Annotated in this window: 15 protein-coding genes; 7 read left to right on the plus strand and 8 right to left on the minus strand. The window is 73.2% G+C overall.

Annotation, left to right across the window (positions count from 1 at the left end; all coding sequences use genetic code 11):
- The first annotated feature begins 44 nt into the window (after positions 1-44).
- Complete coding sequence (gene fbaA, locus O7619_RS04580) at positions 45-1067, plus strand: class II fructose-bisphosphate aldolase (protein WP_282285895.1); 1023 nt, start codon at positions 45-47, stop codon at positions 1065-1067.
- 95 nt (positions 1068-1162) lie between these two features.
- Here the strand turns inward: fbaA and O7619_RS04585 are convergent, their stop codons facing one another.
- Positions 1163-2374 carry a hypothetical protein gene (locus tag O7619_RS04585; RefSeq protein ID WP_282285896.1) on the minus strand — a complete coding sequence of 404 codons (1212 nt, stop codon included), beginning with the start codon at positions 2372-2374 and terminating at the stop codon, positions 1163-1165.
- Between the two features lie 260 nt (positions 2375-2634).
- On the opposite strand from O7619_RS04585, the gene O7619_RS04590 reads away from it, so the two are divergent.
- Positions 2635-3063, plus strand: a complete 429-nt coding sequence (locus O7619_RS04590) for a DUF3151 domain-containing protein (RefSeq protein WP_282285897.1) — start codon at positions 2635-2637, stop codon at positions 3061-3063.
- A gap of 52 nt (positions 3064-3115) precedes the next feature.
- Here O7619_RS04590 and O7619_RS04595 read toward each other — a convergent pair whose 3' ends face one another.
- A complete protein-coding gene (locus tag O7619_RS04595; protein WP_282285899.1) occupies positions 3116-5515 on the minus strand; it encodes a chromosome partitioning protein in 2400 nt (799 codons plus the stop codon).
- A gap of 74 nt (positions 5516-5589) precedes the next feature.
- A complete protein-coding gene (locus tag O7619_RS04600) occupies positions 5590-6588 on the minus strand; it encodes a diacylglycerol kinase family protein (RefSeq protein WP_282285900.1) in 999 nt (332 codons plus the stop codon).
- 122 nt (positions 6589-6710) lie between these two features.
- Between O7619_RS04600 and O7619_RS04605 the strand changes: the two genes are divergently transcribed.
- The 3 genes from O7619_RS04605 to purD all read left to right on the plus strand — a co-directional run bounded on the left by O7619_RS04605 (position 6711) and on the right by purD (position 10399).
- Positions 6711-8000: an adenylosuccinate synthase gene (locus O7619_RS04605; protein ID WP_282285901.1), complete on the plus strand. Its 1290-nt coding sequence runs from the start codon at positions 6711-6713 to the stop codon at positions 7998-8000.
- A gap of 161 nt (positions 8001-8161) precedes the next feature.
- Positions 8162-9109 carry a type IV toxin-antitoxin system AbiEi family antitoxin domain-containing protein gene (locus tag O7619_RS04610; RefSeq protein ID WP_282285902.1) on the plus strand — a complete coding sequence of 316 codons (948 nt, stop codon included), beginning with the start codon at positions 8162-8164 and terminating at the stop codon, positions 9107-9109.
- Between the two features lie 39 nt (positions 9110-9148).
- Positions 9149-10399, plus strand: a complete 1251-nt coding sequence (gene purD / locus O7619_RS04615; RefSeq protein WP_282285904.1) for a phosphoribosylamine--glycine ligase — start codon at positions 9149-9151, stop codon at positions 10397-10399.
- Positions 10400-10431: 32 nt separating this feature from the next.
- Here the strand turns inward: purD and O7619_RS04620 are convergent, their stop codons facing one another.
- From O7619_RS04620 to O7619_RS04635, 4 genes are all read right to left on the minus strand, one after another.
- Complete coding sequence (locus tag O7619_RS04620; RefSeq protein ID WP_282285905.1) at positions 10432-11934, minus strand: N,N-dimethylformamidase beta subunit family domain-containing protein; 1503 nt, start codon at positions 11932-11934, stop codon at positions 10432-10434.
- A 72-nt stretch (positions 11935-12006) separates the two neighbouring features.
- Positions 12007-13572: an AMP-binding protein gene (locus O7619_RS04625; protein ID WP_282285906.1), complete on the minus strand. Its 1566-nt coding sequence runs from the start codon at positions 13570-13572 to the stop codon at positions 12007-12009.
- A 105-nt stretch (positions 13573-13677) separates the two neighbouring features.
- Positions 13678-14892: an acyl-CoA dehydrogenase family protein gene (locus tag O7619_RS04630; protein WP_282285907.1), complete on the minus strand. Its 1215-nt coding sequence runs from the start codon at positions 14890-14892 to the stop codon at positions 13678-13680.
- 2 nt (positions 14893-14894) lie between these two features.
- On the minus strand, positions 14895-15347 hold the full coding sequence (locus tag O7619_RS04635; protein ID WP_281585653.1) for an SCP2 sterol-binding domain-containing protein: 453 nt from the start codon (positions 15345-15347) through the stop codon (positions 14895-14897).
- A gap of 68 nt (positions 15348-15415) precedes the next feature.
- On the opposite strand from O7619_RS04635, the gene O7619_RS04640 reads away from it, so the two are divergent.
- Together O7619_RS04640 and O7619_RS04645 are read left to right on the plus strand one after the other, a co-directional pair.
- Positions 15416-16054, plus strand: a complete 639-nt coding sequence (locus O7619_RS04640; RefSeq protein WP_282285909.1) for a TetR/AcrR family transcriptional regulator — start codon at positions 15416-15418, stop codon at positions 16052-16054.
- 141 nt (positions 16055-16195) lie between these two features.
- Complete coding sequence (locus O7619_RS04645; protein ID WP_282285910.1) at positions 16196-16438, plus strand: hypothetical protein; 243 nt, start codon at positions 16196-16198, stop codon at positions 16436-16438.
- Between the two features lie 96 nt (positions 16439-16534).
- Here the strand turns inward: O7619_RS04645 and O7619_RS04650 are convergent, their stop codons facing one another.
- Complete coding sequence (locus O7619_RS04650) at positions 16535-17152, minus strand: DedA family protein (protein WP_282285911.1); 618 nt, start codon at positions 17150-17152, stop codon at positions 16535-16537.
- Between the last annotated feature and the right edge of the window lie 15 nt (positions 17153-17167).

The raw sequence follows: 17167 nt of genomic DNA on the forward strand, positions 1-17167 counted from the left end.
CAGCGGCCTGTACGGCCGAGAGCGGTAAGTAAGGAGCGTTCGACATGCCCATCGCTTCCCCCGAGGCTTACGCGGAGATGCTGGACCGGGCCAAGGCCGGCCGGTACGCGTACCCCGCGATCAACGTGACCTCGTCCCAGACGCTGAACGCGGCGCTCAAGGGCTTCGCCGACGCGGAGAGCGACGGCATCATCCAGGTCTCCACCGGTGGCGCGGAATACCTGTCCGGCCCGTCGATCAAGGACATGGTGACCGGTGCGACCGCGTTCGCCGCGTACGCGCACGAGGTGGCCAAGAAATACCCGGTGACCGTCGCCCTGCACACGGACCACTGCCCGAAGGACAAGCTGGACAAGTTCGTCCGGCCGCTGATGGCCATCTCCCAGGAGCGCGTCAAGAACGGCCAGGAGCCGCTGTTCCAGTCGCACATGTGGGACGGTTCGGCCGTGCCGGTGGCGGAGAACCTGGAGATCGCCGAGCAGCTCCTCGCCGAGGCCGCCAAGGGCAAGATCGTCCTGGAGATCGAGGTCGGCGTCGTCGGCGGCGAGGAAGACGGCGTGGAGAACGCCATCAACGACAAGCTCTACACCACCGTCGACGACGGCCTGGCCATGGTCGAGGCGCTCGGCCTGGGCGAGAAGGGCCGCTACATGGCGGCGCTGACCTTCGGCAACGTGCACGGCGTCTACAAGCCGGGCAACGTCAAGCTCCGCCCCGAGGTGCTCAAGCAGATCCAGGACGCGGTGGGCGCCAAGTACGGCAAGGAGAAGCCGCTCAGCCTGGTCTTCCACGGCGGTTCCGGCTCCCTGCTGGAGGAGATCCGGGAGGCGCTCGACTACGGCGTGGTGAAGATGAACATCGACACCGACACGCAGTACACGTTCTCCCGCCCGGTCGCGGACCACATGTTCCGCAACTACGACGGGGTGCTGAAGGTCGACGGCGAGGTCGGCAACAAGAAGCAGTACGACCCGCGCGTGTGGGGCAAGGCCGCCGAGGCCGGCATGGCCGCCCGCGTGGCGGAGGCGTGCGAGCACCTGCGTTCCACCGGCACCCGCATGAAGTGACACCCCCGGGATGTAAGGAAGGGGCCCTTTTTAACACCTCGTTGTTAAGAAGGGCCCCTTCCTATACCGCAGGCGTTAATAAGGGCCCCCTCCTTTCACCGCACCAGGAGGGCGACGGCCTCGTGGACGTCGTCGGTGAGGTGGATCGTGCGGGACAGGTCGCCGAACGGGGACCCGGCGAAGAGTGGCCGCAGCAACGACTCCACCGGCAGCTCGGTGGTCCAGAACGCACGGTCCAGGAAGACGTACGCGCCGCTGGCCCCGTCGGTGCCGTAGAACGTCTTCGTCGCCGCCTGGAATACCTCCTGCACGGTGCCGGCCCGGCCGGGCGCGAACACGATCCCGCCCCGGGCCAGCCGCAGGATCGTGTCCTCCCGGATGGCGTTGGAGAAATACTTCGCGATCCGGCCGGCGAAGAGGTTCGCCGGCTCGTGGCCGTACAACCAGGTGGGGATGGCCAGCCCGCCGGACCGGGCCCACAGGGTGCCGGGGGCCGCCGGCCGGGGCGTGGGCAGCGACGGCCCGTCCGCGTACCGCTTGCGCACCGCCAGGGCCGCCGCCGTGTAGCGGTCGTGGTCGGTGAAGTCCGGCGCGGCGGCCAGCACGTCGATCGCCGCCGACAGCTCGTCGGCCGGCCAGGCCGCGAGGAACGCGCCCAGGTTCGTCGCCTCCATCACGCCCGGACCGCCGCCGGTCACCACCAGGCGGTCGGCCCGCGCCAGCTCCCAGCCCAGCACCGCCGCCATCCGGTACGCGGAGCTGCCGCGCGGCACCGCGTGCCCGCCCATCACACCGACCACGGACTGCGGCCCGTGCACGGCCAGCCACGCCCGGGTGGCGTCGGCGAGCGCGTTGTCCACGCCGTGGTCGTGCAGCCGCTGGCCGAGCGCCTCGCGTACGTCGGGCAGCGCGCCGCCGTGCGCCCGGAAGTGCGCGTACACCCGGGTGTCGTACATCCCGGCGAACCCGCCCTCGTCGAAGCCGGCGGCCAGGTCGTCGGCGGTGTAGAGGTGGGACGGTTGGGTCGGGTAGGGCAGCCCGGAGAACGGCGGGACGACGTCGGCGCCCCGGCGTACCAGATCCGCGCCCACCTCGCGGTCGGCGAACCGGCAGCCCACGAAGAGGGCGCCGGCGACGTCGACGTCGCGCAGGTCGGGGACCGGGTCCAGGTCGAGGCGCAGCCCCTGCACGGTCAGGCCGGTGAGTGTCCCCCCGGCCAGCCGCCGGTCGAACTCGACCCGGGTCTGCACTTCGTTGAGGTGGGGGGCGTGCGGCTCGATGACGTCCGCGGGCGGTGGGGTCGGCACCAGGCCATCCTGCCCCGGCCCGGCAACCCCGCAAACCCGGCGGTACGGGCAGGAGCCCGGCGGGCACGCCGCCGGGCTCCTGCGTAACCGGTTCCTGGGGAGGCTCCGGATATGTAGTTGTAGTGCAATATGCACGCGGGCGGCATGGGCCGCGGGTACGTGTGGTCCCGCCGCAGGCGTGACGAAACCCTCAGCCGTTCAGCCGACCGACCGGCCAGCCCCCCTCGCGCACCCGGGGGCGAAGCGGGTTGAATGGGGCGATGCAGAACCTGTTGCCTGAGCCACCGGCCACCCTGCTCCCCGTCTCCGAAGAGGCCGACGCCGCGCTCGCCGCCGCGGTCGAGCAGGGCACCGACGAGGCGTACGCCGAGGTCGCGGCCCGCTTCCCGACCTACAGCGCGGCCTGGGCGGCGCTGGCCGGCCGCGCGCTCTCCGCGGGCCAGGTCGTTCCGGCGTACGCCTACGCCCGCACCGGTTACCACCGGGGTCTGGACCAGTTGCGCCGCAGCGGCTGGAAGGGACACGGCCCGGTGCCTTGGGCGCACACGCCCAACCAGGGCTTCCTCCGCTGCCTCTACGTGCTCTCCCGAGCCGCGGGCGAGATCGGCGAGGCCGACGAGGCGGCCCGCTGCGCCCAGTTCCTCCGCGACTGTGACCCGGCCGCCGGGGACGCGCTGGCCAGCGACTGACCCGTTCCGCGACGGCCGGTCCCACCACCACGGGGCCGGCCGTCGCGCCGTCCTACAACCCTTCCGCCACCGACGCGGCGATCTTCAGCCAGGCGTCCCGGGTGGCGGCGGAGAGCTGTCCGTACCGCAGCGGCTCGCCGGTGTCGATGAGCCGCTCGTACGGCGCCAGCAGCACCGCCCGGGTGCGGGCGGCGAAGTGCGCCTGGATGGCCGGCAGGTCGATCTCCTTGCGGGAGGGCGGCATCGAGACCACCGTGACCGCCTGCCGGACCAACCGCTGCCGGCCGCTCTGCTCCAGATGGTCGAGCATCCGCGCGGCGGTCTCGGCCGAGTCGTTCCGCGCCGACATGGTCACCACCAACTGGTCGGTGGCGTCCATGGCGGCCTGCCAGTTCTGCGCCCGGACGTTGTTCCCGGTGTCCACGAAGATCAGCTTGTAGAAGCGGCTGACCACCTCGCGGATCTCGGCGAACGCGGCGGCGGTGAGCATCTCGCCGCCGGTCGCCGACTCGTCCGAGGCGAGCACGTCGAACATCCCCTCGCCCTGCGAGCGGACATACTGCGACAGGTCGCCGACCCGGCCGTGCGGACCCTGGAACTGGGCCAGGTCGCGCAGCATGTCCCGCACCGTGCGGGCGTGGAAGTCCTGCTGCGCCCGCATCCCGAGGGTGCCCTGGGTCTCGTTGTTGTCCCAGGCCAGGACGTACCCGCCGCGCTTCTGGCCGAACGTCATGGCGAGCAGCAGGATGGCCACCGTCTTGCCGGCGCCGCCCTTGGGATTGACCACCGTCACCTGGCGCAGCCCGCCGAAGTTGCGGCGGACCATCTCGATGTCGCGCTTCATCTCCTGCTCGTGCCGGCCGGGCGCGAGCCGGACCAGCCCCATCCGGTTGACCACCGCGCGGACGCCCATGGTGGCCACCGGGTCGACCGGCCGGACCTGACGTCGCCGGGCGAAGTCCTCAGCCGTCGGGGGCACCACCTGCTGGGGAGTCCAACCCGGCTCCGGGTACACCCCGGGTGGCAGGGCGGGCTGCTGCGCCGGTCCGGCCGGTGGCGGCATTCCGGCTTGGGGCGCCGGTCCGGCCGGTGGCGGCATTCCGGCCTGCGGCGCTGGTCCAGCCGGTGGCGCGATCCCGGCCTGTGGCCCGGTCCGGGCCTGTGGCGTCCCGGCTTGCGGGGGCACGCCGGGCTGTGGTGGCGTTCCCGGCTGTGGCGGCATGCCGGTCTGTGGCACCCCGGGCTGCGGTGGCCAGCCGGGCGGGTACCAGCCCGGCTGGCCGGGCTGCGGCGGGTAGGCGGACGGCGGGTAGGCGGGCGAGGGGTAGGCCGCGTCACTGCCGTAGGGCGGCTGTTGCATCGGCACGCCCGGCGACGGCGGGAACGGGCCGAGTCGGTGCGGGGTCTCCTCGGACGGCGCGCCCGGCCCCATCGTCGGGGTCGGCCCGTCCAACGGCACGGCCGTGACCGACGCGGAGCCGACGACCGGCCCTGGGCTCGTCGGTCCCGCGCTCGTCGGACCAACTGTGGATGGGCCGTTCGCGGCCGGGCCGCCGGCGGAGCCGGTGTCCGTCCTTGCGAGCGCGGCCGGTCCGTGGCCGGTGGAGCCGCCGGGCGCGGTCAGCCCGACCTGGGAGACATCGTGGGGCGGCGGGTACGCGGCCGAGCCGGCACCGTCGGTCCCGGTCCCGGTCCCGGTGCCGGTCGGCTGGCTCGGGACGGTGGGACGGGCCGGTGCCTCGACGCGCTCGGCCGGCTCCGCCGCGCCCGTGCCCGCGCCCGTGCCCTCGGCCGTGGGCCGCTGCGGCGGCTGTGCCCAGGGCGACGCGGCCCGCCCGTTCGCCGGGACGTCGTCACCGACGCCAACCGCCCGAGCCGCGGTTCCGTCGGGGTTGGCCGCCGGGCCGCCCGAACGGCCCGCGGTCGGCGCGGCCTGCGGGAGGCGGCCGGGTGCCGTTCCGGCCGGGAGGTGGTCGACGCTCGGCGCGGCCTGCGGGAGGCGGCCCGGTGCCGTGGCGGCCGGGAGGCCGCCGGAGGCTGCCGCCGGCGGGGCGGGAGCCGGCGGGGCGGGAGCCGGCGGGGCGGGAGCCGGCTGGCCGGGAGTCGGCTGGTCGGGGGTCGGCTGGTCGAGCATGAACGGCAGGTTGACGTCGACCGCCTGGGGCGGCGACCCACCGTTGCTCGTGCGGCCCACCTCGGACGCGGAAGCGACCTGCGTCGACGACGTGGACGTGACCTGCGGCGACGACGTGGACGTGACCTGCGTTGACGGCGCGGGGGCGTCGGCCGGCGGGAGGGGCCACGGTGGCACGGCCGGCTGGGCCGGTGCCGCCCACGGCGGGGCGGTGACCACCCCGTCGATCTCCTCGGGCGGCCAGAGCGGCTCGACGTCCCGCTCCGGCACCTGCGGTCCGCCCGGCACGTGGGCCCGGTCGTCGTTCTCGTGCGCCACGATCCCTCCCCATCCCTCCCGCCGAGAATAGGCGGTCCGGCCAGCCGGGCGATCCGGGTGCGGATCGACAGCGGTCAGCCCGTCCAGACCGCCCAGGCCCCCGGCTCGGTCCACCAGGACCGCTTCCGGCTCAACTCGCCCTCGACGCCGTCGTCGAGGAAGGGCACCTTCCCGTCGCGGGGCACGACCGCCACCGCCCGGCCTCGGGCCCGGCGTACCTCGAGCCGGACCTTCTTCCGGCCCAACGCGGATCGGGTCACCACGGGCACGGCCACGCCCACCGCCAACCGGCCGTCCGCCGGGTCCGGGTCGGCGAGCAGGGCCACCTCACCGAGACGCGCGTACCCACCGGCGTTGCCGATCGCGCAGGCCGAGATCGGCTCGGTGCCGTCGCTCAGCACCGCGCCGTCCACCTCGACACGGGCCCGCCAGTGCAGCGGGCGGCCCGCGTCGTCGGCCGCGCCGAGCAGCGCGCCGTCGAGCGTCACCGAGCCGCCGTCGTTGCGCAGCAGGTCCAGCCGGCGCGGCGTACCGTCAAGCACCGCCGCGGCCACCGCCGCCGGCTCGCGCGGCAGCCCGAGCTGCGCGGCGAGGTCCCGCGCCGACCCGGTCCGGGCCGGATCCAACGGGAGTACGCCGACCGGCGGCAGGTCGGGCAGCGTCCGGTTCTCCGGCAGGTCGGCCGGTCGGCGGCTGGGCGGCGGAGCGTACCGGCGCACCAGCCGGCGCAGCACGGCGCGCAACTGACCGTCACTGGCCGTGGCGACGATCAGCCGGGTCTTGCCGTCGGAGTCCGGCCAGGCGAGGCCGTCGGCGCGGGGCGGACCGTCGAGGCGGGCCAGCACCTCGTCGATCTCCGCGTCGGACCGGGCGGTCACCGTGGTCACCCGGGCGCCGCGCGTGGTCAGCGCGTCCGCGCAGGCCAGCACCGGTACGCGCGGTGTCTCGCAGCGTTCGGCGTCGGGCGTGGCGGCGGTGTCGTCCGCGCCTCCGCAGCAGGCTCCGCCGCTGCCGCAGCCCCCACCGGGAGCGTCCCGCTCCGAGCCGAGCGTGAGCAGCACCACGTCGTACACGAAGGAGCCTCCTGCTTCTCGACGAACCCCTGCCGGTCCGGTCGTCACTACTTGTTAGCCTGACACCCCGGGCTCGCCGACCGGTCGCCACCTGGCACCCGAGCCTTCTGGAGGCGGAAAAGATGCCAGCGATCGTGCTCCTCGGCGCCCAGTGGGGCGACGAGGGCAAGGGCAAGGTTACCGACCTGCTGGGTGAGCGGGTCGACTACGTCGTGCGCTACTCCGGCGGCAACAACGCCGGCCACACGGTGATCACCCCGGACGGGCAGAAGTACGCGCTGCACCTGATGCCGTCCGGCGCGCTCTCCCCGAACGCGATGATCGTCATCGGCAACGGCGTGGTGGTCGACCCGAAGGTGCTGTTGCAGGAGATCGACGGGCTCGCCGAGCGGGGCGTGGACGTCTCCCGGCTGCGCATCTCCGGCGACGCGCATCTGATCATGCCGCACCACCGGGGGATCGACCGGGTGGTCGAGCGCTACCTGGGCAGCTCCCGCATCGGCACCACCGGACGGGGCATCGGCCCGGCGTACGGCGACAAGGTCGCCCGGATGGGCATTCGGCTCCAGGACCTGCTCGACCCGGGCATCCTGCGGAAGAAGCTGGAACTGGCGCTCCGGGAGAAGAACCAGCTCCTGTTCAAGATCTACAACCGCAAGGCGATCGACGTCGACGAGACCGTCGAGGAATACCTCCAGTACGCCGAGCGGCTGCGTCCGTACATCGCCGAGACCCGGGTGATGCTCTGGGACGCCCTGGACCGCGGTGAGACCGTGCTGCTGGAGGGCGCCCAGGCCACCATGCTCGACATGGACCACGGCACGTATCCGTTCGTCACCTCGTCGAACCCCACCGCCGGCGGGGCGTGCGTGGGGGCGGGCATCCCGCCGACCGCCATCACCAAGGTGATCGCGGTGAGCAAGGCGTACACCACCCGGGTGGGCGCGGGCCCGTTCCCCACCGAGCTGTTCGACGACAACGGCCGCCACCTGGTCAAGATCGGCCACGAGTACGGCACCACCACCGGCCGGGAACGCCGGGCCGGCTGGTTCGACGCGGTGGTGGCCCGGTACGCGTGTCGCCTGAACGGCGTCACCGATCTGGTGGTGACGAAGCTGGACGTGCTGACCGGCCTGCCCAAGGTGCCGATCTGCGTCGGCTACGAGATCAACGGCGAGCGTTTCGACGACATGCCGATGACGCAGACCGACTTCCACCACGCCACGCCGATCTACGAAGAGCTGGACGGCTGGTGGGAGGACATCACCAAGGCGAGGACCGAGCAGGAGCTCCCGGAAAACGCGAGGCGCTACATAGCCAGAATCGAGGAGCTAACCGGAACCCGCGTAAGCGTCGTAGGAGTAGGCCCAGGCCGAGAGGAAAACGTCCACCGCCACCCCCTCCTCCCCTAACCCCCCACCCCCACCCTCCCCCGGGTGATCATGAAGTTATTGCCACTCGGATCGGCGTGTCGGGACAATAACTTCATGATCAACGGGAGCGGCGGTGGGGCCTGTCCACAGGGTTGTCCACAGGGGTGGTTCTGGTGGGGTGGGCGGGCGATGGTGGGGGCGTGGATGCGTTGGAGAGAGCGCGTCGGGTGGCGGCCCGGCAGGACGGAATGGTCACGCTGGCTCAGGCGCGGGCCGCTGGCCTCACTGTGCACGAGGTGCATCGGCTGTGTCGGGCGGGGCGGTGGCGGGCCCTCGCGCGCGGCGGCTATCTGATTGACGCGGACGTTTGCCAGTTCGTGCCACGTCGGGCCCGCGTCAGGGCCGCGGTGGAGTCCTTCGGGCCGGCTGCGGTGGCGGTGCTCGGTACCGCTGCGGAACTGCATCTGATCGGCGGGCTGCCCCGAAATGGGCCGATCCACGTGAGCGTGCCCGGCTCCAGGGCCCGGCCGGCCCGAGCTTCCCATCCGGACGTCCTGGTGCACCAGTTGAAGATCGCGCCTACGGATCTTCGCCGGGTGGCGGGGGTCATGACGACCACACCGCTACGCACGGTGGCGGACATGGTGCTGCGCGAGGATCGCTACGCCTCGGTCTCGCTCCTGGATTCGGCACTGAACCGGCAACTGCTTTCGCCGTCCGACCTGGAACGTCTGCGGTCCCTGGTCAAGGGGCGTCGAGGGGCCGTGGCCGCGCGCCGGTTCCTGGCCGAGGCCAACGGGCTCGCCCAGTCACCGTTGGAGACACGCACTCGCCTGCGCTGCGTCGACGGCGGCGTACCCCCGGACGCCCTTCAGGTCGAAGTGCGGGACGCCGACGGTTACCTGCTGGGGATCGGAGATCTCGGCTGGCGCGCGGCCCGGGTCATCGCCGAGGCGGACGGGCGGCAGGCGCACAGCGGTCCAGCCGCGCTCCTGGCCGACCGGCGGCGGCAGAACCGCCTGGTGAACGCCGGTTGGAAGGTGTTGCGCTTCACCTGGGCCGACACCCTTCGTCCCGACTACATCCCCTGGGTCGTGCGGCAGGCCATCTCCGACGGGAGACCATCATCCGGGCGCCCATCACCTTGATCAACGAAGTTGGCAGCGGGGGTCAGTAGGATGCCGGGCGTGCGGGTTCTTCTTGTGGGTGGTGGTGGGCGGGAGCACGCTCTCGCGCTCGGGTTGGTGGCTGATCCGGCCGTTGAGTCGCTGATTGCGGCTCCGGGGAATCCGGGGATCGCCGACGTCGCGTCGCTGCGGGGGGACGTGAACCCCGCCGATCCGGCGGCGGTGGCGGCGCTCGCGGTGGAAACGTCGGCGGATCTGGTGATCATCGGTCCCGAGGCGCCACTGGTGGCCGGCGTCGCCGACGCCGTACGCGCCAAGGGCATCGCCGTGTTCGGCCCCGGCGCGGAAGCGGCCCGGCTGGAGGGCTCGAAGACGTTCGCCAAGGACGTGATGACGGCGGCCGGTGTGCCGACCGCGCGCGCGTACACCTGCACCGACGCGGCGGCCGTGGCGCGGGCGCTCGACGAGTTCGGCGTGCCGTACGTGGTCAAGGACGACGGGCTCGCCGCCGGCAAGGGCGTGGTCGTCACCGACGACCGGGCGACCGCCGAGCGGCACGCGGCCGAGTGCGGCCGGGTGGTGATCGAGGAATACCTGTCCGGCCCCGAGGTGTCGCTCTTCGTGGTGACCGACGGCGAGGCGGCGCTGCCGCTGCTGCCGGCGCAGGACTTCAAGCGGGTCGGCGACGGCGACGCCGGGCCCAACACCGGTGGCATGGGCGCGTACACGCCGCTGCCCTGGGCCCCGCCGGGCCTGGTCGACGACGTGATGCGGGACGTGGTGCACCCGACGCTTGCCGAGCTGCGCCGCCGGGGCACGCCGTTCGTCGGCCTGCTCTACGTGGGCCTGGCGATCACCCCGTCCGGCCCGCGTGTGATCGAGTTCAACGCCCGCTTCGGCGACCCGGAGACGCAGGTCGTGCTGGCCCTGCTGGAGACGCCGCTGGCCGGGCTGCTGCACGCCGCCGCCACCGGCACGCTCGGCGCGCACCCGCCGCTGCGCTGGCGCGACGGCGCGGCGGTCACCGTCGTGGTCGCGGCCGAGGGCTATCCGGAGCGCCCGCGTACCGGTGATGTGATCACCGGCGCGGACCGCGCCGGGATCATCCACGCCGGCACCCGCCGGGACGCCGACGGCACGTTGCGCTCCGCGGGCGGCCGGGTCCTCTGCGCTACGGCGACCGGCCCGGACCTGGCCGCCGCGCGCGACGCCGCCTACGAGGTGGTACGCGGCGTCGAGCTGGACGGCGCCCACCACCGCACCGACATCGCGGCGGCGGCGGTGGACGGCCGGATCACGATCCCCGGCTGACCCGGACGGCGGGCGGCCGGCAGCGGCCCGGGCTACGCCGGGGCGGCCCGGTCCCCGCCGATCATCCGGTCGAGCACGTTCGCGGTGGCCCGCTCGATCCGCGGGTCGCGGTGCCCGCGCCGGTCCAGCGCCATGGTCCAGCCGAGCGTGCCGGTCGCGAAGACGACCGCGCCGCCGGGCGTCTCGTACAGGTGGGTGCCCTGGACCCGCCGGCCGCTCTGCCGTACCGGGTACGGCGAGGCGCTGAGCAGGACGTCCTCCACGTGGGCCGGGGGGTCGAGCCGCCGGTTGAGGCCGTCCGCCTCGCCGGCCACCACGTGGGGGATCCGGTCGCCGTCGGCCACACCGGTGCCGGCCCACACCCAGTGGTTGGCCGAGCGCACCACGAGCGGCTGCGGGGTCAGCACGATGCCGTTGAACTGCACGCCGATCAGCGCCTGTTCGGGCCGGTCGAGATCACGCCACCGCACCGTCGGGCCGGTGGTGACCTCGGCCGGATCGGACCAGTCCTTGGCGCAGGCGACGAGGCGTTCGGGTCGGCCGTCCGGGGTGTGCGGCATGCGGGCGTGCCAGTAGACGCTGTTGGCGCCGAGGAACGCGAGGCTGGTGCCGTCGGCCCGGGCGGCCTCCGTCGCCCGGCGCATCTCCGTCGACCAGTACTCGTCGTGCCCGCAGAACACCAGGCCGCGGTGCCGGGCCGGGTCGAGCCGGCCGGAGTGCAGGTCGAAGCTGGTGGCGTAGCTGACGTCGTAGTGGTTGCGCTCCAGCCACCGGATCGCATCCTGGTCGCGGTCGAAGTGGATGGGCAGGCCGGCGTCGGCGTACGGGCGGTCGAAGGAGACCGCGCGTGCCCGCAGCGCCGGGTCGCGCCGCCCGTCGGGGGCGTAGCCGTTGTAGAGGCTCGTGCCCGAGCGTCGGTCGCGGGGCCACTGGTTGTAGGCCTGCCAGGTGGTCACCGGCAGCACCACGCAGAGCGCGGCGGCCCGCCGGTCGTCCCGCACCACGAAGGGGGTGCACGCCCGCCAGCCGGCGGCCGAGGTGAAGACCGCCACGTAGAGGCCGGTGACCCAGCTCTCGGGCACGCGCAGGTGCCAGGACACCGGCCACCGGCAGTCGAGCGCGCCGTTGGCCGGGTCGGCGGGCGGCACCGGCTGCGGCACGCCGTCCAGCTCGGGGCTGGAGAGCAGGGTGCGGGCGCCCGCGCCGGCGTACCAGCCGATGCGGTGCACGCTGACGCGGAACCGTCCGGCCGGGTTGACCGCCACGTGGAAGTCGATCGACTCGCCGGGGGCGACGCTCGTCGTCGAGGCGTACCCCTGGATCTGACGCCGCCTGTCGTCGGCCGCCCGGCCGCCCTGAGAGGGCCACCAGGGCTGGCCGGCCGCGCGGTTCTCCACCTCGACGGGCGGGACGTGCCGTCGGGTCGGCCGGACCTCCCGGTGCTCGCCGAGCACCGGTTCGATCGGGCTGACCGCGGCGACGGACGCGCCGCCGAGGAGGAGGCCGAGCGCGGTGCGTCGGCGGAGTCGGATCACTGTGTCGTTCCCTCGTTTCCCCAGAAACCAGGGGGAAAGTAACAGCGACGTCTGTCCTCTGTGGTCCGCCGATCAGCCGAAGTATCGGCGCAATTCACGACTCAGCACCTTGCCGGTGGCGTTGCGCGGCAGGTACTTGACGAAGATCACATCGCGCGGCACCGAGAACCGGGCCAGATAGCGCCGGACGTACTCGCGGACCGCCTCCGGGTCGAGCGTCTCGTCCGGGCGCAGCGCCAGGAACGCGGCGAGCCGCTGCCCGTACTCCGGGTCGGGCACACCGATCACGGCCACCTCGCGGACCTGCGGCAGCCGGGCGATCAGATCCTCCACCTCGGACGGGAAGACGTTCTCCCCGCCGGAGACGATCATGTCGTCCGCCCGCCCGTCGACGAAGAGCAGGCCGTCGGAGTTCAACCGGCCGAGGTCACCGGTGTCCAGCAGGCCGTCCCGGCTCTCCCGGCCGGCACCGGACGTGTAGCCCTCGAAGAGCATCTCGTTGCCCACGAAGATCCGCCCCACCCGGCCGTCCCGGACCGGCCGGCCCGTCTCGTCCACGATCGCCAGCCGGGTGCCGTGCGGTGGCCGGCCGGCCGTGGTGGGCGCGGCGCGCAACTCGACCGGCCCGGCGATGGACGCCCAGGAGACCTCGGTCGAACCGTAGAGGTTGTAGAGCACGTCGCCGTACCGGTCCATGAACGCCGTCGCCAGGTTGCCCGGCAGGGCCGAGCCGCTGACCGCGACCACCTTGAGCGGCGGCCGGGACTGCGGCGGCGCGACCTCCATCAGCCGTTGCAGCATCACCGGTACGGCGAAGAGCGCGTCGCAGGGCTGCCCGGCCAGCGCGGCGAGCGTGGCGGCCGGGTCGAAGCGGCGGTGCAGGACGACTGTGGCGCGCAAGGCGAACGAGACCTGGAGGGCGGCGTACCCCCAGGTGTGGAAGATGGGCGCGGCGATCATCACGACGTCGCGCGCGTGCAGCGGGATCCGGTCGATGATGGACACCAGCGGACCGAAGCCGTGCGGGGTCGGGCGGCGGGCGCCCTTGGGCGTGCCGGTGGTGCCGGAGGTCAGCACGATGGTCCGGCCGTCCCGCTCCGGCGGCTGGAGCCGCTCGCCGGGCACCGCGCCGGCGATCAGCTCCTCCTGTCGCCGTTCGTCGACCCGGGGCAGCCCGGCCGGCAGGCCGAGGACGCGGTCGGCGAATTCGGCGTCGTGCACCAGCGCCCGCAGGTCCTGTTCCTGCGCGACGGTGACCAACTGCGCCGCGGAGAGGCCGGTGTTGACCAGGACGGCGTCCGCGCCGAGCAGCATCGTCGCGACGATCGCTTCGACCAGCCCGTGGTGGTTGCGGCAGAGCAGGCCCACCCGGTCCCCGGCCTGGACGCCGAGGGCGGCCCGCAGGGAACGGGCCAGTCGCTCCGACCGGTCGAGAAGTTCCTGGTACGTCAGCGCGGCGCCGTGCTCGTCCACCACGGCGACACGGCCGGGGTCACGGGCCGCGGCCTGGCGCAGCTCCCCGGCGAGGCTCCAGCCCCACCGGCGCAGCGCGTTCAGTTGCGAGGCCACCCGGATCGGGCGGCCCGGGGTGAGCAGTCCGCGTCGGGTCAGCGTGGTGACGATGAACGGCAGGTCCACGGCGCAGCCTCCTTCGCGTACGTGGCTCCCGGTGGTGAAGCGGCCGGCCCGGCCCGCGACGGTGCCCGGCACGGCGTGCCGTCGCGGGTCGGGGTTCGACGGCGATCAGCGGATCTGCATCCCGGAGATGGCCCGGGAGATGACCAGCCGCTGGATTTCGGACGTGCCCTCGAAGATGGTGTAGATCTTGGCGTCCCGGTACCACCGCTCGACCGGGTGGTCGCGCAGGAAGCCCGCGCCGCCGAGGAGCTGGACCGCCCGGTCGGTCACCGACACGGCCACCTCGCCCGCCTTCAGCTTGGACATCGAGCCCTCGCCGGCGGTGAACGGCCGGTTGTTGCGCCCCATCCAGGAGGCCCGCCAGACCAGCAGCCGGGCGGCGTCGATCTCCATCTTCATGTCCGCCAGCGCGAACGCGACCGCCTGGTTCTCGATGATCGGCCGCCCGAACTGCACCCGCTCCTTGGCGTAGTCGAGCGCGTACTCGTAGGCGGCGCGGGCCACCCCGAGCGCCTGCGCGCCGACCGTCGGGCGGGACAGCTCGAACGTGCGCATGGCCGCCTGCCCGGAGGCGCGCCTGCCGGTGCGGGCCCGGGCCAACCGCTCGTCGAGGGCGTCCTTGCCGCCGAGCAGGCAGCGGCCCGGCACCCGGACGTCGTCGAGGAAGACGTCCGCGGTGTGCGAGGCGCGCAGCCCGAGCTTGCGCAGCTTGCGGGTGGCGGAGAGGCCGGGGGTGCCCGGCGGTACGACGAACGCGGCCTGCCCGCGCGAACCCAGCTCCGGCTCGATCGAGGCGGTGACCACGTGCACCCCGGCGATGCCGCCGTTGGTGGCGTACGCCTTCTGCCCGTTGAGCACCCACTCGTCGGCGGCCTGGTCGTAGACGGCGCGGGTCCGCATCGACCCGACGTCGGAGCCGGCCTCCGGCTCGGTGGTGCAGAACGCGGCGACGGCCGGGGAGTCGGCGTCGCCGAAGCACTGCGGCACCCACTCGACGAGCTGGTCCGGGGTGCCGGCGCCGTAGATCCCGGCCACCGCGAGGGCGGTGCCGAAGATGCTCAGGCCGATGCCGGCGTCACCCCAGAAGAGTTCCTCGCTGGCGATCGGCAGGGAGAGGCCGGTGGGGTCGGCCCAGCAGGTGGCGAGGAACTCGAACCCGTACAGGCCGACCTTCGCCGCCTCCTGGATGATCGGCCAGGGAGTCTCCTCCCGGGCGTCCCACTCGGCGGCGGCCGGGCGCACGACCTCGGCGGCGAAGCCGTGCACCCAGTCGCGAAGGTCCCGCTGTTCCTCGTTCAGGTCAAGCGAGAACTCGGCCACGGTCAGGCCTTGGGCATGTCGAACAGGTTGGCGATGTTGGCGGCCAGGCCCAGGTCGCCCTTGGCCTTCAGCTTGCCGGTCATGAACATCATCACCGGGTTGGCGCCGCCGGTGACGATCTTCAGGAACTCGACCGGACCCATGGTGAGGCTGAGCTTCGGGTCGCGGGTCGGGGTCTCCAGAACGGTGCAGGTGCCGTTCTCGATGATGATCTCGTAGGTGTCGGTGCCGCCGTCCGGCCGGCCGGTGATGTTCCAGTGGATGACCGCGTTCGTGGCGCCGGCGCGGTCGGCGCGGAACAGCGTGGGCATCCGGCTGAAGACCTCGCTGAGGATCTTGCCGCGCATCTCACCGGACATGATCTCGGCGATCTTGTCGTCCGGGGTGGACTTCACCAACTGCGCGAACTCCTTCGGGCCGACGTTCGCGAAGGTGGCCGGGTCGAAGTCAGTCATGGGGAATGCACCTCTCGACATTGGTTACTCAAGCGTAACCCTACGCACGAGTAGGTATGCTTGCAAGGGTGTCCAGCACACCGGCGTTCAAGCGCCTCCCCCGCGCGGTACGCGAGCAACAGATGCTCGACGCGGCGGTCAAGGTCTTCTCCCGCCGGGGCTTCCACGCCGCCAGCATGGACGAGATCGCCGACGACGCCGGCATCTCCAAGCCGATGGTCTACGCCTACCTCGGCACCAAGGAAGAACTCTTCATCGCCTGCCTGCACCGCGAGGGCACCCGGATGATGGAGGCCATCGCCGGGGCCGCCGCCCCCGACCTGCCCGCCGACGAACGGCTCTGGCGCGGGCTGCGCGCGTTCTTCGGCTTCGTCGGCGAGCACCGGGACGGCTGGGCGGTGCTCTACCGGCAGGCCCGCGGCTCCCAGCCGTTCGCCGGCGAACTCGCCACCATGCGCGGCCGGCTGGTCGAGGTGGTCGCCGGGATGCTCGACCACGCGCTGCGGGCCTCCGGACGCGAGGTCGGCGCGACCGACCTGGAAGTGGTCGCGTACGCGCTCGTCGGCGCCAGCGAGTCGCTCGCCGACTGGCTGGCCGACCACCCGGAGGCCGACGCGGAGAAGACCGCCACCCGGATGATGAACGTCGCGTGGCTCGGCGCCGACCAGCTCCTGCGCGGCGTCACCTATCACCCCGCTGGGGGGTAAGGCGGGGCCCCTTCTTAACGCCTGCGGTATAGGCGGGGGCCCCTTTTAACACCCGCGCCGGGCGGCGGCTCCGTGCCCAGCGCGCCACCTCCACCTCCAGGGTCACGGCGAGGGCCAGCCTCAGCCGGACAGCAGGCCACGGTGCGGATGGGGCCACCGCGTACCGCGATGTCCCGCCGGGCCCGGTCCGCCGTGACCCACCGCCGGCTGTCCCGGGGCAGACGATCCAGCAGCCGCGCGCCGACGGTCACCCGGCGGTTGATCAGCTCCTTCGCCGAGCGGGGTCCGGCTCGGCGGGAGGACGCCCGGCAGCGGCTGGCCCAGCTCACCGAGCGGGAGGCGGTGATCGTCCGGCAGGTGACAGGTACGCCGAGGCGACCGTGAAGACGCACGTGAGCCGCGCGCTGGCCAAGCTCGGCGTGGCCATCCGGGTGCAGCTCGCCACCCTGGTTCACGACGCCGACCTGTTGGAGGGCCCGGTCAGCGGTGGGTCGCGGCCCGGCAGCGGATCCGGCGGCGGACCCAGCGGGCGGCCTCGAACAAGCCGGTGACCGCCAGCGAGATGCCGACGCCGGCGAGCAGCCCGGTGACCGGGTTGTGCTCGAAGGCCAGGCCGCCGAAGTAGCCGAGCAGCCCGCAGTAGATTCCCCAGGTGCCGCAGGCCAGCGCGTCGTAGGCCAGGAACGAGCGCGGCGGGTAGCGCACCGCGCCCATGGTGAGCGTGACCGCGGTCCGGCCACCGGGCACGTACCGGGCGGTGGTCAGGATCATCCCGCCGCGCCGGTCGACCGCCCGGCGGGCCCAGTCGGAACTCGCCCGCCGCCGGCTGTCCGCCGGCAGGCGGGCCAGCCGGTGCGCACCGCCGCCGCGCCCGATGGCGTACGAGACGTGGTCGCCGATCAGCGCGCCGAGCGCGGCGGTCACGATCACCGCCACCAGGTTCGGCTCGCCGCCGGCCGCGAAGACGCCTGCGGTGATCACCACGGTCTCACCCGGCACCGCCGGGAAGAACGCGTCGACCGCGGTGACCGCGACGATCACCAGGTACACCCACGGTGAGGTCACCGTGTGGTGCAGCAGGTCGAGCACGTCCCCCATGTCTCCCATGCTCGA

The sequence above is a fragment of the Micromonospora sp. WMMD998 genome, from assembly GCF_029581235.1.
Classification (GTDB): Bacteria; Actinomycetota; Actinomycetes; order Mycobacteriales; family Micromonosporaceae; genus Micromonospora.